Here is a 17,275-nt window from a genome sequence, read left to right on the forward strand (position 1 = left end):
CTTCGCAAGCGAGCAGTTCACATGTTATAAACCTCCAAGACATCTGTATTCATCGGATAAAAGTCTTCTTGGGGGATAGGCAATGAAGTTGTTCCGCAACGTTAAATCGTCGGCAAGCGGATTCGCGCTGGTCGCACTCGTCGCTGTCTCAACCGGGTTTCTCGAGGCCACGCCCGCACTCGCGAAACCGCCCGCGAAAGCTCAACCGGCTGTACTCACCGCCTCAGCGATAGCGGTCGCGGACAAGTTCAGCGCCGACGCCGCCGAGCAGATCTTCAAGGAAGGCGGCAACGCCGTCGACGCGGCCGTAGCGATCGCCTTCACGCTTGCCGTCACGTATCCGGAAGCGGGCAACATCGGCGGCGGCGGTTTCATGACGCTCTATGTCGACGGCAAGCCGTACTTTCTCGACTACCGCGAGCGCGCTCCGCTGGCCGCGACCAAGAACATGTATCTCGACGACAAGGGCGAGGTCATCAAAGGCATGAGCCTGTTCGGCTACCGTGCAGTGGGCGTGCCGGGCACCGTCGACGGCATGTGGCAGGCGCAGCGCCGCTTCGGCAAGCTCAAGTGGAAGCAGGTGCTCGCACCGGCCATCCACTACGCGCGCGATGGTTTCGAGGTCAGCCAGCAATTGCAGGAACGCCGTGACGATGCCGCGAAAGACTTCGCCGGCAAGACCAACTTCGATACCTACTTCGGCAATCTGAAGCAGGGCGTCAACTTCAAGCAGCCGGATCTGGCTGCTGTGTTGCAGCGCATTTCGGATCAAGGCGCCAAAGATTTCTATCAGGGCAAGACGGCTGACCTGATCGCGGCGTCCATGCGCGGTCACGGCCTGATCACCAAGGCCGATCTGCAACAGTACAAAGCAGTGTGGCGTCAGCCGATCCAGGCCGACTGGAACGGCTATCGCGTCTACACCGCACCGCCTCCGAGCTCGGGCGGTATCGGTCTCGTGCAACTGCTGAAAATGAAGGCCGACATTGCGCCCGACTTCAAGGACGTCACGCTCAATTCCGCGCAATACGTGCATCTGATCGCGGAAATCGAAAAGCGCGTATTCGCCGACCGCGCGCAGTACCTCGGCGATCCTGACTTCTACAAGGTGCCGGTCGCTCAATTGACCGACGACGCGTATATCGCCAAGCGCGCCGCCGAAGTCAATCCGAACACGCCGTCCGACACGAAGAGCGTGCAGCCTGGCCTCGGCACGTCGATGCCGGAGAAAGCGGAAACCACGCACTTCTCGGTGATCGACAAGTGGGGTAACGCCGTGTCGAACACGTACACCATCAACGGCTATTTCGGTTCGGGCGTGGTGGCGGATCGCACGGGCATCGTGCTGAACGACGAGATGGACGACTTCTCCGCGAAGCCGGGCGTCGCGAACATGTTCGGCGTGGTGGGCAGCGACGCGAACTCGATCGAACCAAAGAAGCGGCCGCTCTCCTCGATGAGCCCGACGATCCTGACGAAGGACGGCAAGGTGTCGCTCGTGATCGGCACGCCGGGCGGCTCGCGCATCTTCACGTCGATCTTCCAGGTGATCAACAACGTCTACGACTACAACATGCCGCTGCAGCAGGCTGTCGCCGAGATGCGCTTCCATCATCAGCTGTTGCCGCCGAACACGATCTTCTGGGAGCCGTACAAGCCGATCGAGGGTGAACTCGCCAAGCAGATCGAAGCCAAGGGCTACACGCTGAAGGGGCAGGATTTCAGCGGCGATATCCAGGCGATCAAGGTCAACGGCGATACACCGGAAGCCGCGGCCGATCCGCGCGGCCGTGGTGTGACGCGCGTGATCCAGTAAGCGTTTTTGCAGGGAATTGGGCGGCGCGTCTTGAGATGAGATGCGCCGCTGGTTAATAAAAAGCCTCGCGTTCGACTGAACGCGAGGCTTTTTATTTGTGGGCGAGGGCGTGCTGGCTAACGTTGCTTCAGCTAGCCTGCTCGACCGGCGTCAACGTCAATTCGAGCCGCTGCGCGCCGCGCAACACCGTCACGTTGACGGGTCTGTCGATCCGCGATGCGTCGAGCGTGCGCTGCAAACTGTCCACGTCCTGCACGGCCTGCGTATCGATCGCGATGATCGTATCGTCGGTGCGCAGACCGCCGAGCGCGGCCGGGCTGCCTTTGACGATCTCCATGACATGCACGCCGCTTTCCGAGTTCAAGCCGAAGTAGCGCTGCACACGGCGCGACAGCGGCCTGGTGGTGCCCGCCACGCCGATATACGCGCGCCGCACGCGGCCATGCGCGAAGATCTGCATGATGACCCACTTGGCGGTGTCGATGGCCGTGGCAAAGCAGATGGCCTGCGCGCCGGGAATGATCGCGGTATTCACGCCGATCACCTGGCCCGCCGAATTGATCAGCGGACCACCCGAATTGCCGGGATTGAGCGCGGCGTCGGTCTGGATCACGTCGTAGATCATGCGGCCCGAGTTCGAGCGCAGCGAGCGGCCGAGCGCCGACACCACGCCCGTCGTGACGGTTTGCGCGAGGCCGAGCGGATTGCCGACCGCGATCGCGATCTGCCCGACGCGCAGCTTCGACGACTCGCCGAGTTCGACATGCGGCAAGGGTTCCGGCGAGCCGATCCGCAAAACGGCCAGATCGCTGCCGGGATCGTCGCCGACCAGATCGGCGTCGAATTTCGCGCCGTCGGCGAGCGTCACGGTGATGTGGGTGGCGCCGTGCACGACATGGCTATTGGTGAGCAGATAACCGTCGGGCGTGAACAGAAAGCCCGAGCCGGTGCCGCCGCGCGAGCCGCTTGCGCGGCTGGACGGCTCGCCGGGCAGGCGGCGTTCGACGGCAATGAAAGCGACGGCTTGCTGAACGCGTTCCAGCGCGCCGATCACGGTGCGGGAGTAGGCGTCGAGCAGGGCGTCGTCGGATAAAGGATTGAGTGTCTCGGGCCCGGGGGCGTCGGATGCGGCGCGCGACAGGTCATCGACGAAGCGTGGGCGGCTTCCCATGGCGATGCTCCGGATAAACGGAATGGCAGATGCGGGGCGTCGCGTAGGTTTTCAAGGGCCTGCGAGGCGCGCCGCGGCGTCGCGGCCTGTGAGACACTTTCCGGATGAAGCCAGCCCATGCGAGCACCGCGGCCAACGGCACGGCATGCACCGTGCTGGGCACGTGAGACTCCAGCCATGCCAAGGAGGCAGCCGCCATGAACTCACCCGCCACGTCAGCCTCGCCGACCGGGGCCTCCGCACCGCAAATCGAATCGATCAGCGCCATCACACTGGCCACCCGCGATATGCCGCGCGCCGTGCTGTTTTATGAAGCTCTCGGCTTTCCGATGAAATTCGGCGGTCCGCAGGAGGCATTTACATCGTTTGCGTTCGGCGGCTCGTATCTGAACCTGATCGTCGATACGCGCGCGCCGGTCGCCTGGTGGGGCCGCGTGATCATCTATGTGTCCGACGTCGACGCGATCTACCGCAAAGCGCTGGCGGCGGGGCTGAAGCCGTCGCTCGAGCCGTCCGATGCGCCGTGGGGCGAGCGCTATTTCCACATCACCGATCCTGACGGCCACGAAATCAGCTTCGCGAAACCGCTGAACGCGTGACGTCAGCGCCGGGCGGCCCGGCAAAACTCGCTATCATGGACATCGACCGGGCGCGCGCGCCGCACTGGTAACACGGCTGACACCTGCCGCTTCGATAATCGAACGCGTCCGCGTCGCGTTTGCCGCCGCGCGCCTAATCATTTCCGTTGCCAGGAGAGCCGCAATGAAAGAGCTGGATTCGAGACCCGAGGCCGAATTGATGGCCGAGCGGCAGCGCCGTTTCGAAGAGGACCTGATCGACGCGTACGACGAGGAACTCGAGATGGAGGTCGACGACCGCATCATCGACGGCGCGGACGGCTTCACGCCCGAGCATCGCGAGGCGCGCAAGATGTACTTCCGCGAGCTGTTCCGGTTGCAGGGCGAACTCGTCAAATTGCAGGACTGGATCGTGCAGACCGGCCATCGCCTCGTGGTGATTTTCGAAGGGCGCGATGCGGCCGGCAAGGGTGGCGCGATCAAACGCATCACGCAGCGGCTCAATCCCCGCGTGTGCCGCGTGGCGGCGCTGCCGGCACCGAATAACCGCGAACGCACGCAATGGTATTTCCAGCGCTACGTGTCGCATCTGCCGGCCGGCGGCGAAATGGTGCTGTTCGATCGCAGCTGGTACAACCGCGCGGGCGTCGAGCGCGTGATGAATTTTTGCAGCGACGAAGAATACGAAGAGTTCTTCCGTTCGGTGCCGGAATTCGAAAAGATGCTGGCGCGCAGCGGCGTGCAGATTCTCAAGTACTGGTTTTCGATTACCGACGAAGAACAGGAAATCCGCTTTCAGAACCGCATTCACGACCCGCTGAAGCAGTGGAAGCTGAGTCCGATGGATCTGGAAAGCCGGCGCCGCTGGGAAGCCTATACGCAGGCCAAGGAAGTGATGCTGCAGCGCTCGCACATTCCCGAAGCGCCGTGGTGGGTCGTGCAGGCGGTCGACAAGAAGCGCGCGCGCCTGAACTGCATTCACCATTTGCTGAGCCAGGTGCCGTATCACGAGATCGAGCATTCGACTATCGAATTGCCCGCGCGTGTCTATCACGACGAATACAGCCGCCAGCCGGTGCCGGCGTCGATGATCGTGCCTGAGCTGTACTGACCGATCAGCGTACCGGTCGATGAAATAAAAAAAGCGCGGCCGCGAGCCGCGCTTTTTTATGCCGTTCCCGGAGGCGGCGACCGGTTGAGGAACTGGCCGCCGTGAGGGCTTAAAACACCGCCCGGAACACCCAGTACAAGCCAGCCGCGAGCGCGATGGAAACCGGCAGCGTCAGCACCCAGGCGAGAATCAGGCTGCGCACCGTGCCCCATTGCAGGCCGGAACCGTTGGCCGCCATCGTGCCCGCCACGCCCGAAGAGAGCACATGCGTCGTGGAAACCGGCAGGCCGTACATGTCGGCGGCGCCGATCGTCAGCATCGCCACCAGTTCAGCCGATGCACCTTGTCCGTACGTCAAATGCTGTTTGCCGATCTTCTCGCCGACCGTCACGACGATGCGCTTCCATCCCACCATCGTGCCGAGACCGAGGGCGATCGCCACCGCGACCTTGACCCACGTCGGAATGAACTTGGTGGCGTGATCGGTTTGAGCCTTGAAGTTGCCGATCACCTTGGCGTCCTCCGGCGAGAAGGCCGGCTGCTTGTTTTTGGCCATCAGGCGGATCGCTTCCGAGACCACGTACATGTTGTTGCGCACGTTGTCGACGATATTTTGCGGCACCGCAGCCATCGAGCCCGACGAGCTGACCTGGCCGGCAATGATGTCGGTCAGTTGTTGCAGCGCCGGCAACGTGGCGGGCGTCAATTGATGCGTGCGCACGTAGGCTTCGACATCGGCGCGCGGATTGGCCGAAGGCGTGGCGCCCTGGGTGTATTTGGCGAGCGTCGCCGAGGTTTCATGCGCGACGGCGAGGAAGGTTTGCGTTTCTGCCGGCGTCACCGCCTTGTTCAGTGCGTACGCCGTCGGCACCGTGCCGATCAGGATCAGCATGATGAGGCCCATGCCTTTCTGGCCGTCGTTCGAGCCGTGCGCGAACGAGACGCCCGTGCAGGTCAGGATCAGCAGGCTGCGGATCCAGAACGGCGGCGGCTCCTTGCCCTTCGGTTCGGCATACAGCGCGGGAATGCGCACCACGGCTTTCAGGATCAGCAGCAGCAAACCTGCCGCGAGAAAGCCGACCAGCGGCGAGAACAGCAAGGACTTGCCGACGCCGAGCGCCTGATTCCAGTCCACGCCGCTCGTGCCGTCGGTGCCGTGCATCAGTTGGTTCATCAGGCCGACGCCGATAATCGAGCCGATCAGCGTATGCGAGCTCGACGACGGCAGTCCGAACCACCACGTGCCGAGATTCCAGATGATCGCGGCGATCAGCAAGGCGAAGACCATCGCGAAACCGGCGCTGCTGCCGACCTGCAAGATCAGTTCGACGGGCAGCAGTTGCAGAATGCCGAAGGCGACCGCGCCGCTCGACGTCAGCACGCCGAGAAAATTCCAGCCGCCTGACCACACCACGGCCAGGTTCGGCGCGAGCGAATGCGTGTAGATCACGGTTGCAACCGCGTTCGCCGTGTCGTGAAAGCCGTTGACGAACTCAAAACCCAGCGCGATCAGAAGCGCAATGCCGAGCAGCAGGTAAGGCATTACCGAGCTTTCGCGAACGGGTTGCAGATCGTCCATTAAGTGCACGGCGCAATAAACCGCACCGACCAGTATCACGGCAAGGAAAATGACGAGGCTGATGTTGCGCCCCTTTCCGCTAGCAGTGCCTGGCTGTGGATACGAAAGTTCCGGCATGACGTGAGCCCCAAAAGTTTGTCGCGGAGTTTCCGATCGTGCGGGGCGTGTGTGTCGCAATGATGACAGTTGCGTGACGCACATGCGGGATGCGGCGGCGCGCGGCCACTGGCTGCGCGCCGCTTCGATGTGCGGTTTCCTGGTGTCGGATCCTGACGCTCAGATGTCCGAAAAGAACTCGGGCGAGCGGCCCAGCTAAGAAGCGGAGAACACTTCGCCGCTTGCGCTGCCGCCCAGACTTCGCTTGTAGGCTTGCGCGACCACGGCGGCCGGCACGCCTTGCGACGGATCGCGGCCCATCGACTGGAGCGTCTCGGCGACCCAGCCCGGGCTGACCACATTAACGCGGGCTTTGCCACGCAACTCGAGCGCCGCCGAGCGCACGAACGCTTCCACGCCGGCGTTCACGATGCTGACGGCCGCGCTGCCTTCCATCGGCTGCTGCGCGAGTACGCCGCTCGTCAGCGTGAAGCACGCGCCTTGCGACACATGCGCCGCGCCACACCGCACCAGGTTGACCTGGCCCATCAATTTGTTGGCAAGACTGAACGAGAAATCCTCGTCGGAGAGCGAGGCGAGTGGAGCGAACTTCGCTGCGCCGGCGGTGCAGATGACCGCGTCGAGTGTGCCGGCTTGCTGATACATCGACTCGATGCTGGGTTTGTTCGACAGGTCCACGTGCAGATCGGAACCCTTGCGACTCGCGGTGACGATATCGTGTTCGGCACCGAGCAGCTTGACCACTTCGCCGCCGATCAGACCCGTTGCACCGACAATCAGTATTCGCATAGAACCTCCTGAGAGTAGGCCACGCGTGTCGACTGCATTCATATGGACCGCGGCGCCAGTTCGCCGCTGAGCGCCATCGCGTCTGTTAAAGATAGTCGCTCCACGGCGCCCTGCCGTCGAAGGGAGAAAAAGGAACAAGCCTGCCGTGAGGTGCATGACTCGCGCATCGGATCGTGCGTGCGCGCTATGGATCGCGACGAAATAAACGCGCGAATATCCGCCAGGACCTTTTTTTGCTAGTCTGTGGATAAGGTGTTCCCAAGGGGCTTCAATGACGCGCGACAGCCTGAAAGTCGATAAACGACCCGCTGACAGTGATCCAGCCGCCGGCGCGCACTCTGCGCAAGAGGCCTTCGCGTCATATGCGGCGCCTCTCGTCGATCATGCGATCGAATACGCCAACGCGGTGCGCGAAGACGCGTCGCCGGAAGCGCTGCACAAATTGCGTGTCTCGCTGCGCCGTTTGCGCTCCTTATGGTGGGCCTTCGAGCCGTTGCTCGAAAAAGGCGAGAACACGCGGCAACGTGCGCTGTATAAGTTTCTGGCCACGGCTGCCGGCAAAACGCGCGACTGGGACATTCTGATTGAATTGCTGATACACGACGACAACGGTGCACGCACCGGCACGAGTGAAATCGCGCCCAAACTCCAGGACGCTCGCGGCGCCGCGTTGTCGACAAGCCGCGAAACGCTCTCGAACGCGGACGTCAAGCATCTGCTGCGCGAAGCCTTGTCCAGCGCGTCCAAAGAATTGAATACCGCGCATGAACGCATGCCGCTGCGGAAATTCGCGAGGCAACGTGTGGCCGCTTCAGAGCGTTCGTTAAACAAACGGATGAAACGCGCGCGTCGGGCGAAGCGCTCCAACTACGTTGCCTTTCACAATGTGAGGAAGGCGGGAAAGAAGCTGCGCTATCTACTGGAGTTTTTCGAACCCGTCCTGAGCAGTGGCCACAAACGTACCCTCAAGCGTTTGAAGCAGATCCAGAAACGTTTCGGTACGCTGAACGATGTGGTCGCGAGCGAGATGTTGCTGCGCGATAATGCTGCTCTGCTCGCGGGCTCCGGCGATACGGATGCGGCGCTCCACTGGCTTGGCAAGGAGCGCAAACGCCGGATGCGCTCGGCGGCCGGACTGCTGCGCAAACTATGATGCTGGGCGCATTGTTGCGCGCGGCCGCGAACGAAACGGCACGAATCGCATCCGAATAACAACATTGGCTGCGCGTCCGCACGGGTTGTGCCATGCGGATCGTCTGCGAAGGAGGTGATGCGCACGTGGCACGTCAAACGCTTTCGCTGCGTCGGCGCTGGCGCAAGAGGTTGCGCGCCTATGGCACGGGCGTATCGCGATACGTGGGTAATCACCCGTTTTTTGCGGGGATGGCCGGTACGCTGGTGGCCGTGTCCATGGCGGGCCTGACGCTGCTGACGCTCAGCACCGGCCGCGCCGATGCGCTCGATCACGCGCGCGACACGTCGCAAAACCTCGTCGCGATCATTTCCACCGACCTCGAACGCAACGTCGAAATCTACGATCTGTCATTGCAGGCGATGGTGGACGGGGCGCGCAACCAGGCCGCCTGGACGCTGCCCGCCGGCGTACAGCGCGCGGTGATGTTCGACCGGGCGACGACCGCGGCCTACCTGGGCGGCGCCTACGTGATCGGCCGGGACGGGCAGGTGATCGCCTCGCAGAGCGGCGAGGTCAATGCCGCGGTGCGCCTTGCCGACCGCGACTATTTTCTGGCCCATCAACGCAGCCCCGCCGTGGGCCTGTATTTCTCGCACCCGTTCCGCTCCCGGCTGCGCGACGGCAAACTCTCCATCGGTCTCACGCGGCGCATCGACCAAGCCGATGGCACGTTCGCCGGCGTCGCGCTGCTGGCCATTCGCATCGAATATTTTCAACACCTGCTGGACCGGATCGATACCGGCCGGCTGGGCTCGGTGTTCGTCGTGATGGACGACGGCACCTTGCTCGCGCGCAAGCCGCTCTCGTCGCGCGATATCGGCTCGAGCATCGCGAAGTCGCCGACGTTCCAGGTGATGGCCGCGCATAACGCGGGCACGTATGCGGCGATTTCGGCCGTGGACGGCGTGCGGCGTATGTACACATACGCGCGCGTACCCGGCACGCCGCTGATCGCGGTGGTCGCGCCCGCCGTGGACGAAGTGCTGGCGCCGTGGTGGCGTCGCAGCCGGATCGTCGGTGGGCTGACGCTCACGTTCGGTGTGGTCTTCGTGATGGTCTCGTGGCTGCTGTCGTTCGCGTTGCGCGACAAGCTGCGCGCGCAGGCGGCGCTGGTTCGTCTTGCCGCAACCGATCCGCTCACCGGACTGAGCAACCGCCGCGTGCTCGATAACCGGCTCGACGAAGAATGGCGGCGCGCGCGGCGCACGGGCCAGCCGCTCTCGGCGCTGTTCATCGACATCGATCACTTCAAGCGATTCAACGACACCTACGGCCATGCGAGCGGTGACGAGGCTTTGAGCGCGGTGGCCGAATGCATCGCGGCGACGGTGCGCCGCGCGGTCGACGTGGTGGCCCGGTACGGCGGCGAGGAGTTCGCCGTGATCTTGCCGGACACGCCGGCCGAGGGCGCGCTCAATGTGGCGGAGAAGATTCGTCGCAAGGTGCAGAGCCAGGATGTGATCCGCAGCGACGGTGCAATCGTCGCGGTCACCGTGAGCGTGGGTTGCGCGACCTGTGTGCCGGCCGAGGGCGCCCATGCACTCGATCTGCTGGCCGCCGCCGACCGGCAGCTTTATGCCGCCAAGGCGGCCGGCCGCAATCGCGTCAGTTCGGCCACGTGGGCTGAACGTCCAATGACCCAGCATTCCTCGATGTAAGCGGCGCCAACGCTGAACCGCGACCGGCGCGGCTCAGGTGCCTTGCGTGCTGCGCGGGGCGAAGCCGCGCAACGTGATTGCCCCGCGCGCCTCGCCGCGCGCCTCGGGTGCTCGGTTGCCGGTGGTCGGCTCGCCGGCCGGTGCAAGCGGTTCGACCGGAAAGCCGCGCCGCTGCCAGGCATCGAGGCCGCCCCGCAGTGCGCGAATCCGCGTGTAGCCGTTGTGACGCATGCGTTGCGTGATCTCGAAGGCGGTCGCGCTGTCCGGGCAAATGCAGTAGATCACCATGTCGTACGTCCGCAGTGCGCCGTCGATCTGCTCCTGCGAATGCGGATCGAGCGCGAGCGCGCCGGGAATGCGGCACGGCGCTTCGAGCGCGGGCGCTTGCGGACGGGCGTCGAGCACCCTGGGCGGCGCGATGCGGCGCCAGCCGCCGGCGGCTGCCCGTTCCGCCGTAGCCGAGGCGGCATCGGCGAAACGGCGGCGTGCGCGGCGTCGTTGCTGCAGCCGGAAGGCGAGAAACACGAGAGCCGTGGCCAGCAAAACGTCGATGACGGTGCCGCCGCGGGCTTTGACGAAGTCGAGCAGCATATGCAGCTGCCGTTCCGCGGCGGCGCCGCCGACCAGCCAGAAGGCGGCCCACGCGAGGGCGCCGGCGAAATCGTAGGCCGCATAGATGCGGGCGTCGACGGCGGTCGTGCCCATCAGCGGCGGGGTGATGAGCGCGAGCCCGGGGACGAACTTCGAGATCGAGACGAGCGGCACACCGAAGCGCTCGAACAGCGCGCGCGCCTGGTCCACCTTGGAATCGACGGCAGGCGAGATCCGGCCGAGCGCGGCAATCAGCTTGCGGCCATACAGGCGGCCCGCCGTGAACCATGCGCCGTCGCCCATCAGCGCGCCGAGCACGGCCGCGCCGAGGACCGGCCAGAAGGACAGGGTGCCGGCGGCGATCGCGGAGCCCGCGAAGAGCAGCACGGGCACCGCGGGGATCGGCACGCCGAGGCGCGTCAACAGGACGTTGAGGAACACGACCGCGCCACCCCAGGTTGACACCGCCGAAGACGGAAATTCTACCAATTGAGGCGCTCCTGTTTTTTGCGGTTGAGCCGACGTGCTTCGGGGGCTTTTTCACGCGGTTGCAAAGCGTGTACCCGGGCGGCCTACTGGTCGGCTTTCATTCGAGCGGGGTTCCGTTCGCTCAGGATACTCGATGGATTTGGCGCCGGGCGAGCATTGACGGCGTCATCGCGATCCGGCTGAGCTGGTTCATTGACTCGCTTTGTCTCTGCAATTTCGTTCAAGACCGCCGCTCGCCATGCCTCTACTCTGCGTGCTCGATCCAACGAAGAGGACAGCACCATGAACTCGCGGTATGCCGGATATCTGTTTTGCGCGCTGGCGATGCTCGGCGTCGGCAGCACGGTGGTGGTCAGCAAAGCGATCGCGGCCGGACTGCCGCCGTTCAGCGCGACCGCGCTGCGCTTCGCGATTGCCTTTCCGTTGTTCGTGCTGGTAATGCGTTGGCGAGGCGTGCGCTGGCCGCGTCTGGACCGCCGCGATACCTTGCTCGTCATCGCCCAGGCGGGCGCGGGGAGTGTCGGCTATACGGTGTTGCTGATCAGCGGGATGAAGCTCGCCTCGGCTGCCGATGCCGGCGTGATTGCCGGCACCTTGCCCGCCGTATCGGCCGGCGTCGCCATGCTCGCGCTCGGCGAGCGCCCCGCGCCCGCGGTGATCGGCGCGATCCTGCTGGCGACGGCGGGCGTGCTGGTGTGCACCGTGCATCCCGGCGAGTTCACCGCGCCGCATGCGGCAAGTTCTCTGGCGGGCAACGCGCTCGTGTTCCTCGCGATCGTCTGCGAGGCGCTGTTCATTCTGCTCAATCGCAAGCTGCGCACCGCGGTGGCGCCGTTGCCGCTGTCGGCGTTGATGTGCGGCATCGGCTTCGCGGTGGCGATCGTGCCGGCCTGCTTCGAAAAACCATGGACCTTGCCGGTCGATGCGAGCGCACTTGGCGGCGTGCTGTATTACGCGCTGGTGCCGACCGTGGCGGGCTTCGTGCTCTGGTATGCGGGGGCCGCGCGAATCAGCGGTGCGGAGGCGGGGTTGATGACCGCGCTCGTGCCGGTGAGCGCGGTGGCGTTGGCCGCGCTGGTGTTGCGCGAACCCGTCAGCGCGGCGCAACTGGCCGGTGTCGCGTGCGTGCTGGGCGCGGTATTGCTGGCCACCTTTGGGCAGATGCGCACGAGGCGCAGCGCGGCATGAGGCGCTGATGTCGCGCTGCGACTGCGCCTAAGCTAAGTATTGGCGACCGCCACCACGCCCGGATTGCCGACGATCGACAGAAACTCGCGGCGTGTCGACGGGTCAGTCCGGAACGTGCCGATCATGCGCGAGGTGACCATCGTCACGCCGGCCTTGTGCACGCCGCGTGTCGACATGCATTGATGCGCGGCTTCGAGAATCACGCCGACGCCCGCTGGTTGCAGCACGTCGTTCAAGGTGTCAGCGATCTGCACTGTCATCTTCTCCTGGATCTGCAGGCGTTTGGCGAACGCATCGACGAGACGCGCCAGCTTGGAGATGCCGACCACGCGATGCTGCGGCAAATACGCCACGTGCGCGCGGCCGATGATCGGCACCATGTGATGTTCGCAATAGCTTTCGAAGCGGATGTCCTTCAGCACGATCATTTCGTCGTAGCCGTCCACTTCGGAGAAGGTGCGGGCAAGGATCTCACGCGGGTCGACCTGGTAGCCCGCGTAAAACTCCTCGTATGAGCGCACCACGCGCGCCGGCGTGTCGATCAGGCCTTCACGCGCCGGATCGTCGCCGGCCCAACGCAGCAGCACACGAACCGCTGCTTCAGCTTCCTCGCGGCTCGGGCGCTCAGTGGCGGCTATGGGTTTGGTTTTCTTCGCCTTGCTGCTGGTCATCCGTCGCTCCTCCGGGATCGCGCGTCGGCGCTGTACGGAGCGCGCGGGTTCAATGAGTGCGGCCATTGTTCCATGTTTTGTGCCGCGTCGTGCCGATGTCCCTTTTCGCTGTCAGGGCGCGCCGCTCGGCCGCCGCTCATTTCGGCCATTCGTCCATTGCGTCGTTGAACAGTTCGGCAACCACGCCGCGCAGCCAACTGCCACGCGGATCGTTATGAAACTTGCGATGCCAATGCTGCCGCAGATCGAAATGCGGCAACGGCAGCGGCGGCTCGACCAGCGTGATCGACGCATGCTCCGACACGTACGCGAAGCCGATCGCGTGCGGCACGGTCGCCAGCAGATCGGTGCGCGCAAGGATGAACGGCAGGCTCATGAAGTGGGGCGTTTCGAGCACGGCGCGGCGTTTGATGCGCTTCTTTTCCAGGTATTGCTCGAGGACTTCCTGGCTGCGTCCTTCGGCGCGCACGACGGCATGCCCCGACGCCACAAACTGCGCCAGCGTGAGCGGCGCCTTCGCCAGTGGATGGCCCGTGCGCATCAGGCAGATGAAGCGATGCGTGAAGAGCCGTTGCTGGAAGAAGTTATTGCCCGCCAGATCGGGGAAATAGCCGATGGCCAGATCGACGTCGCCCGATTCGAGCCCGCGTTCCACCTGCGACGGCGAGACCGACACCGAGCGCAGATTCGCGAACGGCGCACGTTCAGCGAAGAGTTGCAGAAGCCGCGGCAGAAACACAATCTCGCCGACGTCGGAGAGCGCGATCGAGAAAGTGTGAGTGCTGGTGGCCGGGTCGAATTCCTGCACATCGAGCATGCCTTTCTCAATGCGCAAGAGCGCGTCGCGCGCGGCGGGCAGGATGGCGAGCGCGCGCGGCGTGGGCTCCATGCCTTTGGACGTGCGCACGAAGAGCGGGTCGTCGAAGTACTCCCGCAATTTTCCCAGCGCGGTGCTCACGCGTGGCTGGCTCACGCCGAGCTGCTCGGCGGCGCGGCTGACATTGCGCGTGTCTTCCATCGCAACCAGGTAGGGGATGAGGTTCAGATCCAGGTTTGTTTCGGACATGCTCGGTAACCTGCGGCGCGGGCCGCGTATTTGATATGTAGATAAAGGTTAGCCCAATAATCTCCCGTTAGGATAGTGCGATTCTCCGCTTTGACCGGCCAACCCGAACAACTAACCGGCATGGCAAGCAGCGAGAACCTATGATTAGGGGGAATTCCCTGCCTTGACAACGCGCACGAAGGACAACCATAATCGCCTCAGCGTTCGCTAAACGAATCCATGTTCATGTAACGAACAAATTTGAAGCGAGCAAACTAACGGCGCCAGCTTCGCATCGCACTTGGCGAGCCGCCGCCGGCATTGGCCCGGAGACCGTCCCGCTCGAACCCTGCCCGCAAGGCAGCCAGCCTGGCGGCACGCAGCGCCCCAAAAGGAAATTCGACATGATCAACAAGATTTTCGAGTCACTTCAATCGGCGGTCGCCGATGTCAACGACGGCGCGACCGTCATGATCGGCGGCTTCGGCACGGCCGGCATGCCGTCGGAGTTGATCGACGCGCTCATCGAACAGGGCGCGCGCGAGCTCACCATCGTCAACAACAATGCCGGTAACGGCGACATCGGGCTCGCTGCGCTGCTCAAAGCCAAGCGCGTGCGCAAGATCATCTGCTCGTTCCCGCGCCAAACCGATTCGTATGTGTTCGACGCGTTGTATCGCGCCGGAGAGATCGAACTCGAACTGGTGCCGCAGGGCAATCTGGCGGAGCGCATTCGCGCGGCGGGCGCGGGCATCGGCGGCTTCTTCACGCCGACCGGCTACGGCACGAGGCTCGCCGAAGGCAAGGAAACCCGTTTGATCGACGGCCGGCACTACGTGCTGGAGGCGCCGCTGCATGCGGACTTCGCGCTGATCAAGGCGTACAAAGGCGATCGTTGGGGCAATCTCACCTATCGCAAGACGGCGCGCAATTTTGGACCGATCATGGCAAGTGCGGCGAAAACCGCGATCGTGCAGGTGTCGCAAGTCGTGCCGCTCGGCGCGCTCGATCCGGAAAACATCGTGACGCCCGGCATTTTCGTGCAGCGCGTGATCGAAGTGCCGCAAGCGGCCCACGCCCCGATGCCCAATCCTCACGACGCTGCCGCCTGATTCGGAGACCGACATGAAAAAACTGACCCGCGATGAAATGGCCAAGCGCGTTGCGCAGGACATCCCCGAAGGCGCCTATGTGAACCTCGGCATCGGCGTGCCGACGCTGGTGGCGAACCACCTCGCCGCCGACAAGGAAATCTTCCTGCACAGCGAAAACGGCCTGCTCGGCATGGGCCCGGCGCCCGCCAAAGGCGAGGAAGACGACGAGCTGATCAACGCCGGCAAGCAGCACGTCACGCTGCTCACGGGCGGCGCGTACTTCCACCACGCGGATTCGTTCGCGATGATGCGCGGCGGCCATCTGGACTTCTGCGTGCTCGGCGCCTTCCAGGTGTCGGCCAAGGGCGATCTGGCAAACTGGCACACCGGCGCGCCCGATGCGATTCCGGCAGTGGGCGGTGCGATGGATCTGGCGATCGGCGCGAAGCAGGTCTATGTGATGATGGAACATCTGACCAAGCAGGGCGAAAGCAAGATCGCCGCCGAATGCACGTACCCGGTGACGGGCGTAGGTTGCGTCGACCGCGTCTATACGGATCTGGCGATGATCGATGTGACCGACCAGGGCCTCGTGGTGCGCGAGATTTTCTCGGACATCGATTTCGACGCATTGCACAAGCTGACCGGCGTGCCGCTGATCGACGGCACGCAGGCGGCGCGCGCGGCTTAACCAGGCTGAGCGAGGCCGAGAGCCCGCGAGACGCGGCGAAGGCGCCGGCTAGCATGCCGGCGCCGCGCGGCGCACACTTCACTTCCGATATCCTCGATCATCGACGTCATCATGCTCGAATCCAGCGCCCGTCTGACCGGCCTTCTTTGCGGCACGCAGCCGATGAACGACATCTGGGCGCCGCGTGCCACGCTGCAACGGATGCTCGATGTGGAAGCGGCGCTCGCGCGCGCTTCGGCCGCGCATAGCGTGATTCCACAGACGGCGGTGGCCGCGATCGAAGCCGCCTGTCAGGCCGATCAACTCGACGCCGACGCGCTCGCACGCGACGCCGCGCTCGGCGGCAACCTGGCGATTCCGCTCGTCAAGCAACTCACCGCGCGCGTCAAGGCAGCCGACGCCGAAGCGTCGAAATACGTGCATTGGGGCGCCACGAGCCAGGACATCATCGACACGGCGACGGTGCTGCAACTGCGCGACACCTTCGATCTGCTCGACAACGGGCTTCAATCCACCTGCGACGCCGTGGCGAAACTCGCGGCCACGCATCGCGCCACGCCGATGATCGGCCGCACCTGGTTGCAGCAGGCGCTGCCCATCACGCTCGGCCTGAAATTCGCGCAATGGCTCGACGCGCTGCTGCGTCATCGCGAGCGGCTCGATGCGTTGCGCGCTCGCGTGCTGGTGCTGCAATTCGGCGGCGCGGCGGGCACGCTGGCGAGTCTGCGCGATGCCGCGCCGCACGTCACCCAGTCGCTCGCAAAAGAACTCGGCCTCGCCGTGCCGACGCTGCCGTGGCACACGCAGCGCGATCGCATTGCCGAAACGGCGTCGCTGTTCGGCATGCTGATCGGCACGCTCGGCAAGATCGCGCGCGACATCTCGCTGCAGATGCAAACCGAAATCGACGAACTCGCCGAACCGGCAGCGGCCGGCAAGGGCGGTTCGTCGACGATGCCGCACAAGCGCAATCCGGTCGGTTGCGCGGCTGTGCTGACGGCCGCCGTGCGCGCACCGGGGCTGGTCGCCACGGTGTTCGCCGGCATGGTGCAGGAGCACGAACGCGCGCTCGGCGGCTGGCAAGCCGAGTGGGATGCGCTGCCGGACCTCGCGCGCCTCGCGGGCGGCGCGCTTGCCAACATCGAACAGATCGCCGCCGGCTTGAACGTGAACGTGCCGCGCCTTGCCGCCAATCTCGACGTCACGCATGGCCTGATTCTCGGCGAAGCGGTGATGCTCGCGCTCGGCGACAGCATCGGCCGGCTCGACGCGCATCATCTGGTGGAGCGCGCCTCGAAAGCCGCGATCCGCGACGGTCAAACGCTGTTCGACGTGCTCGCCGCGGACCCGGCCGTCACCGCACATCTTCCGCTCGAGCGCCTGAAGCAACTGCTCGATCCCGCTCAATACGTCGGCCAGGCGCACGCTTATGTGGACGCCGCGCTGGCCCTTCACACCACGCGCTCGCAGCGCGACCATTCAAGGGAGTAAC

At 64.4% G+C, this 17,275-nt stretch carries 15 protein-coding genes; 9 read left to right on the forward strand and 6 right to left on the reverse strand.

Translation table 11 applies throughout. The features are described from left to right. Positions 1-82: 82 nt before the first annotated feature. Complete coding sequence (gene ggt, locus ACQKRQ_RS02455; protein WP_132378224.1) at positions 83-1,816, forward strand: gamma-glutamyltransferase; 1,734 nt, start codon at positions 83-85, stop codon at positions 1,814-1,816. Positions 1,817-1,943: 127 nt separating this feature from the next. On the opposite strand, the gene ACQKRQ_RS02460 is transcribed toward ggt, so the two are convergent. Next, a complete protein-coding gene (locus ACQKRQ_RS02460; protein WP_427474901.1) occupies positions 1,944-2,987 on the reverse strand; it encodes a S1C family serine protease in 1,044 nt (347 codons plus the stop codon). 197 nt (positions 2,988-3,184) lie between these two features. Here ACQKRQ_RS02460 and ACQKRQ_RS02465 point away from each other — a divergent pair, with 197 nt between their 5' ends. Then, positions 3,185-3,586, forward strand: coding sequence for a VOC family protein (locus tag ACQKRQ_RS02465; protein ID WP_427474902.1), 402 nt, complete (start codon positions 3,185-3,187; stop codon positions 3,584-3,586). Positions 3,587-3,749: 163 nt separating this feature from the next. Next, on the forward strand, positions 3,750-4,676 hold the full coding sequence (ppk2, locus tag ACQKRQ_RS02470) for a polyphosphate kinase 2 (RefSeq protein ID WP_132378218.1): 927 nt from the start codon (positions 3,750-3,752) through the stop codon (positions 4,674-4,676). Positions 4,677-4,785: 109 nt separating this feature from the next. Here the strand turns inward: ppk2 and ACQKRQ_RS02475 are convergent, their stop codons facing one another. Beyond that, on the reverse strand, positions 4,786-6,372 hold the full coding sequence (locus ACQKRQ_RS02475) for an inorganic phosphate transporter (RefSeq protein WP_132378216.1): 1,587 nt from the start codon (positions 6,370-6,372) through the stop codon (positions 4,786-4,788). 195 nt (positions 6,373-6,567) lie between these two features. Then, positions 6,568-7,161 (reverse strand): short chain dehydrogenase, encoded by a 594-nt coding sequence (locus tag ACQKRQ_RS02480; protein ID WP_427474903.1) that lies wholly within the window; start codon positions 7,159-7,161, stop codon positions 6,568-6,570. 271 nt (positions 7,162-7,432) lie between these two features. On the opposite strand from ACQKRQ_RS02480, the gene ACQKRQ_RS02485 reads away from it, so the two are divergent. Together ACQKRQ_RS02485 and ACQKRQ_RS02490 are read left to right on the forward strand one after the other, a co-directional pair. Then, entirely contained in the window at positions 7,433-8,314 is an 882-nt protein-coding gene (locus ACQKRQ_RS02485; RefSeq protein ID WP_408429317.1) for a CHAD domain-containing protein, read from the forward strand. A 125-nt stretch (positions 8,315-8,439) separates the two neighbouring features. Next, complete coding sequence (locus tag ACQKRQ_RS02490; RefSeq protein ID WP_427474904.1) at positions 8,440-10,014, forward strand: sensor domain-containing diguanylate cyclase; 1,575 nt, start codon at positions 8,440-8,442, stop codon at positions 10,012-10,014. 33 nt (positions 10,015-10,047) lie between these two features. Here the strand turns inward: ACQKRQ_RS02490 and ACQKRQ_RS02495 are convergent, their stop codons facing one another. Beyond that, positions 10,048-11,094 carry a VTT domain-containing protein gene (locus tag ACQKRQ_RS02495; RefSeq protein WP_427474905.1) on the reverse strand — a complete coding sequence of 349 codons (1,047 nt, stop codon included), beginning with the start codon at positions 11,092-11,094 and terminating at the stop codon, positions 10,048-10,050. A gap of 282 nt (positions 11,095-11,376) precedes the next feature. Between ACQKRQ_RS02495 and ACQKRQ_RS02500 the strand changes: the two genes are divergently transcribed. After that, positions 11,377-12,282, forward strand: a complete 906-nt coding sequence (locus ACQKRQ_RS02500; RefSeq protein ID WP_427474906.1) for a DMT family transporter — start codon at positions 11,377-11,379, stop codon at positions 12,280-12,282. 32 nt (positions 12,283-12,314) lie between these two features. Here ACQKRQ_RS02500 and folE read toward each other — a convergent pair whose 3' ends face one another. Beyond that, a complete protein-coding gene (gene folE / locus ACQKRQ_RS02505; RefSeq protein WP_132378204.1) occupies positions 12,315-12,953 on the reverse strand; it encodes a GTP cyclohydrolase I FolE in 639 nt (212 codons plus the stop codon). A gap of 136 nt (positions 12,954-13,089) precedes the next feature. Beyond that, on the reverse strand, positions 13,090-14,019 hold the full coding sequence (locus ACQKRQ_RS02510; RefSeq protein ID WP_132378202.1) for a LysR family transcriptional regulator: 930 nt from the start codon (positions 14,017-14,019) through the stop codon (positions 13,090-13,092). Between the two features lie 383 nt (positions 14,020-14,402). On the opposite strand from ACQKRQ_RS02510, the gene ACQKRQ_RS02515 reads away from it, so the two are divergent. The 3 genes from ACQKRQ_RS02515 (at position 14,403) to ACQKRQ_RS02525 (ending at position 17,274) form a co-directional block, all read left to right on the forward strand. Further along, on the forward strand, positions 14,403-15,110 hold the full coding sequence (locus tag ACQKRQ_RS02515; RefSeq protein ID WP_132378200.1) for a 3-oxoacid CoA-transferase subunit A: 708 nt from the start codon (positions 14,403-14,405) through the stop codon (positions 15,108-15,110). A gap of 13 nt (positions 15,111-15,123) precedes the next feature. Beyond that, on the forward strand, positions 15,124-15,783 hold the full coding sequence (locus ACQKRQ_RS02520) for a 3-oxoacid CoA-transferase subunit B (RefSeq protein WP_427474907.1): 660 nt from the start codon (positions 15,124-15,126) through the stop codon (positions 15,781-15,783). Between the two features lie 111 nt (positions 15,784-15,894). Next, on the forward strand, positions 15,895-17,274 hold the full coding sequence (locus ACQKRQ_RS02525; protein WP_427474908.1) for a 3-carboxy-cis,cis-muconate cycloisomerase: 1,380 nt from the start codon (positions 15,895-15,897) through the stop codon (positions 17,272-17,274). Position 17,275: the final 1 nt, after the last annotated feature.

The sequence above is a fragment of the Paraburkholderia sp. NPDC080076 genome (assembly GCF_050281145.1).
Taxonomy (GTDB): Bacteria; Pseudomonadota; Gammaproteobacteria; order Burkholderiales; family Burkholderiaceae; genus Paraburkholderia.

Excerpts from the sequence above, each read along its gene's own strand:
- ggt (WP_132378224.1), top strand. The coding sequence starts at position 83 with ATGAAGTTGTTCCGCAACGTTAAATCGTCGGCAAGCGGATTCGCGCTG.
- ACQKRQ_RS02460 (WP_427474901.1), bottom strand. The coding sequence starts at position 2,987 with ATGGGAAGCCGCCCACGCTTCGTCGATGACCTGTCGCGCGCCGCATCC.
- ACQKRQ_RS02465 (WP_427474902.1), top strand. The coding sequence starts at position 3,185 with ATGAACTCACCCGCCACGTCAGCCTCGCCGACCGGGGCCTCCGCACCG.
- ppk2 (WP_132378218.1), top strand. The coding sequence starts at position 3,750 with ATGAAAGAGCTGGATTCGAGACCCGAGGCCGAATTGATGGCCGAGCGG.
- ACQKRQ_RS02475 (WP_132378216.1), bottom strand. The coding sequence starts at position 6,372 with ATGCCGGAACTTTCGTATCCACAGCCAGGCACTGCTAGCGGAAAGGGG.
- ACQKRQ_RS02480 (WP_427474903.1), bottom strand. The coding sequence starts at position 7,161 with ATGCGAATACTGATTGTCGGTGCAACGGGTCTGATCGGCGGCGAAGTG.
- ACQKRQ_RS02485 (WP_408429317.1), top strand. The coding sequence starts at position 7,433 with ATGACGCGCGACAGCCTGAAAGTCGATAAACGACCCGCTGACAGTGAT.
- ACQKRQ_RS02500 (WP_427474906.1), top strand. The coding sequence starts at position 11,377 with ATGAACTCGCGGTATGCCGGATATCTGTTTTGCGCGCTGGCGATGCTC.
- folE (WP_132378204.1), bottom strand. The coding sequence starts at position 12,953 with ATGACCAGCAGCAAGGCGAAGAAAACCAAACCCATAGCCGCCACTGAG.
- ACQKRQ_RS02510 (WP_132378202.1), bottom strand. The coding sequence starts at position 14,019 with ATGTCCGAAACAAACCTGGATCTGAACCTCATCCCCTACCTGGTTGCG.
- ACQKRQ_RS02515 (WP_132378200.1), top strand. The coding sequence starts at position 14,403 with ATGATCAACAAGATTTTCGAGTCACTTCAATCGGCGGTCGCCGATGTC.
- ACQKRQ_RS02520 (WP_427474907.1), top strand. The coding sequence starts at position 15,124 with ATGAAAAAACTGACCCGCGATGAAATGGCCAAGCGCGTTGCGCAGGAC.
- ACQKRQ_RS02525 (WP_427474908.1), top strand. The coding sequence starts at position 15,895 with ATGCTCGAATCCAGCGCCCGTCTGACCGGCCTTCTTTGCGGCACGCAG.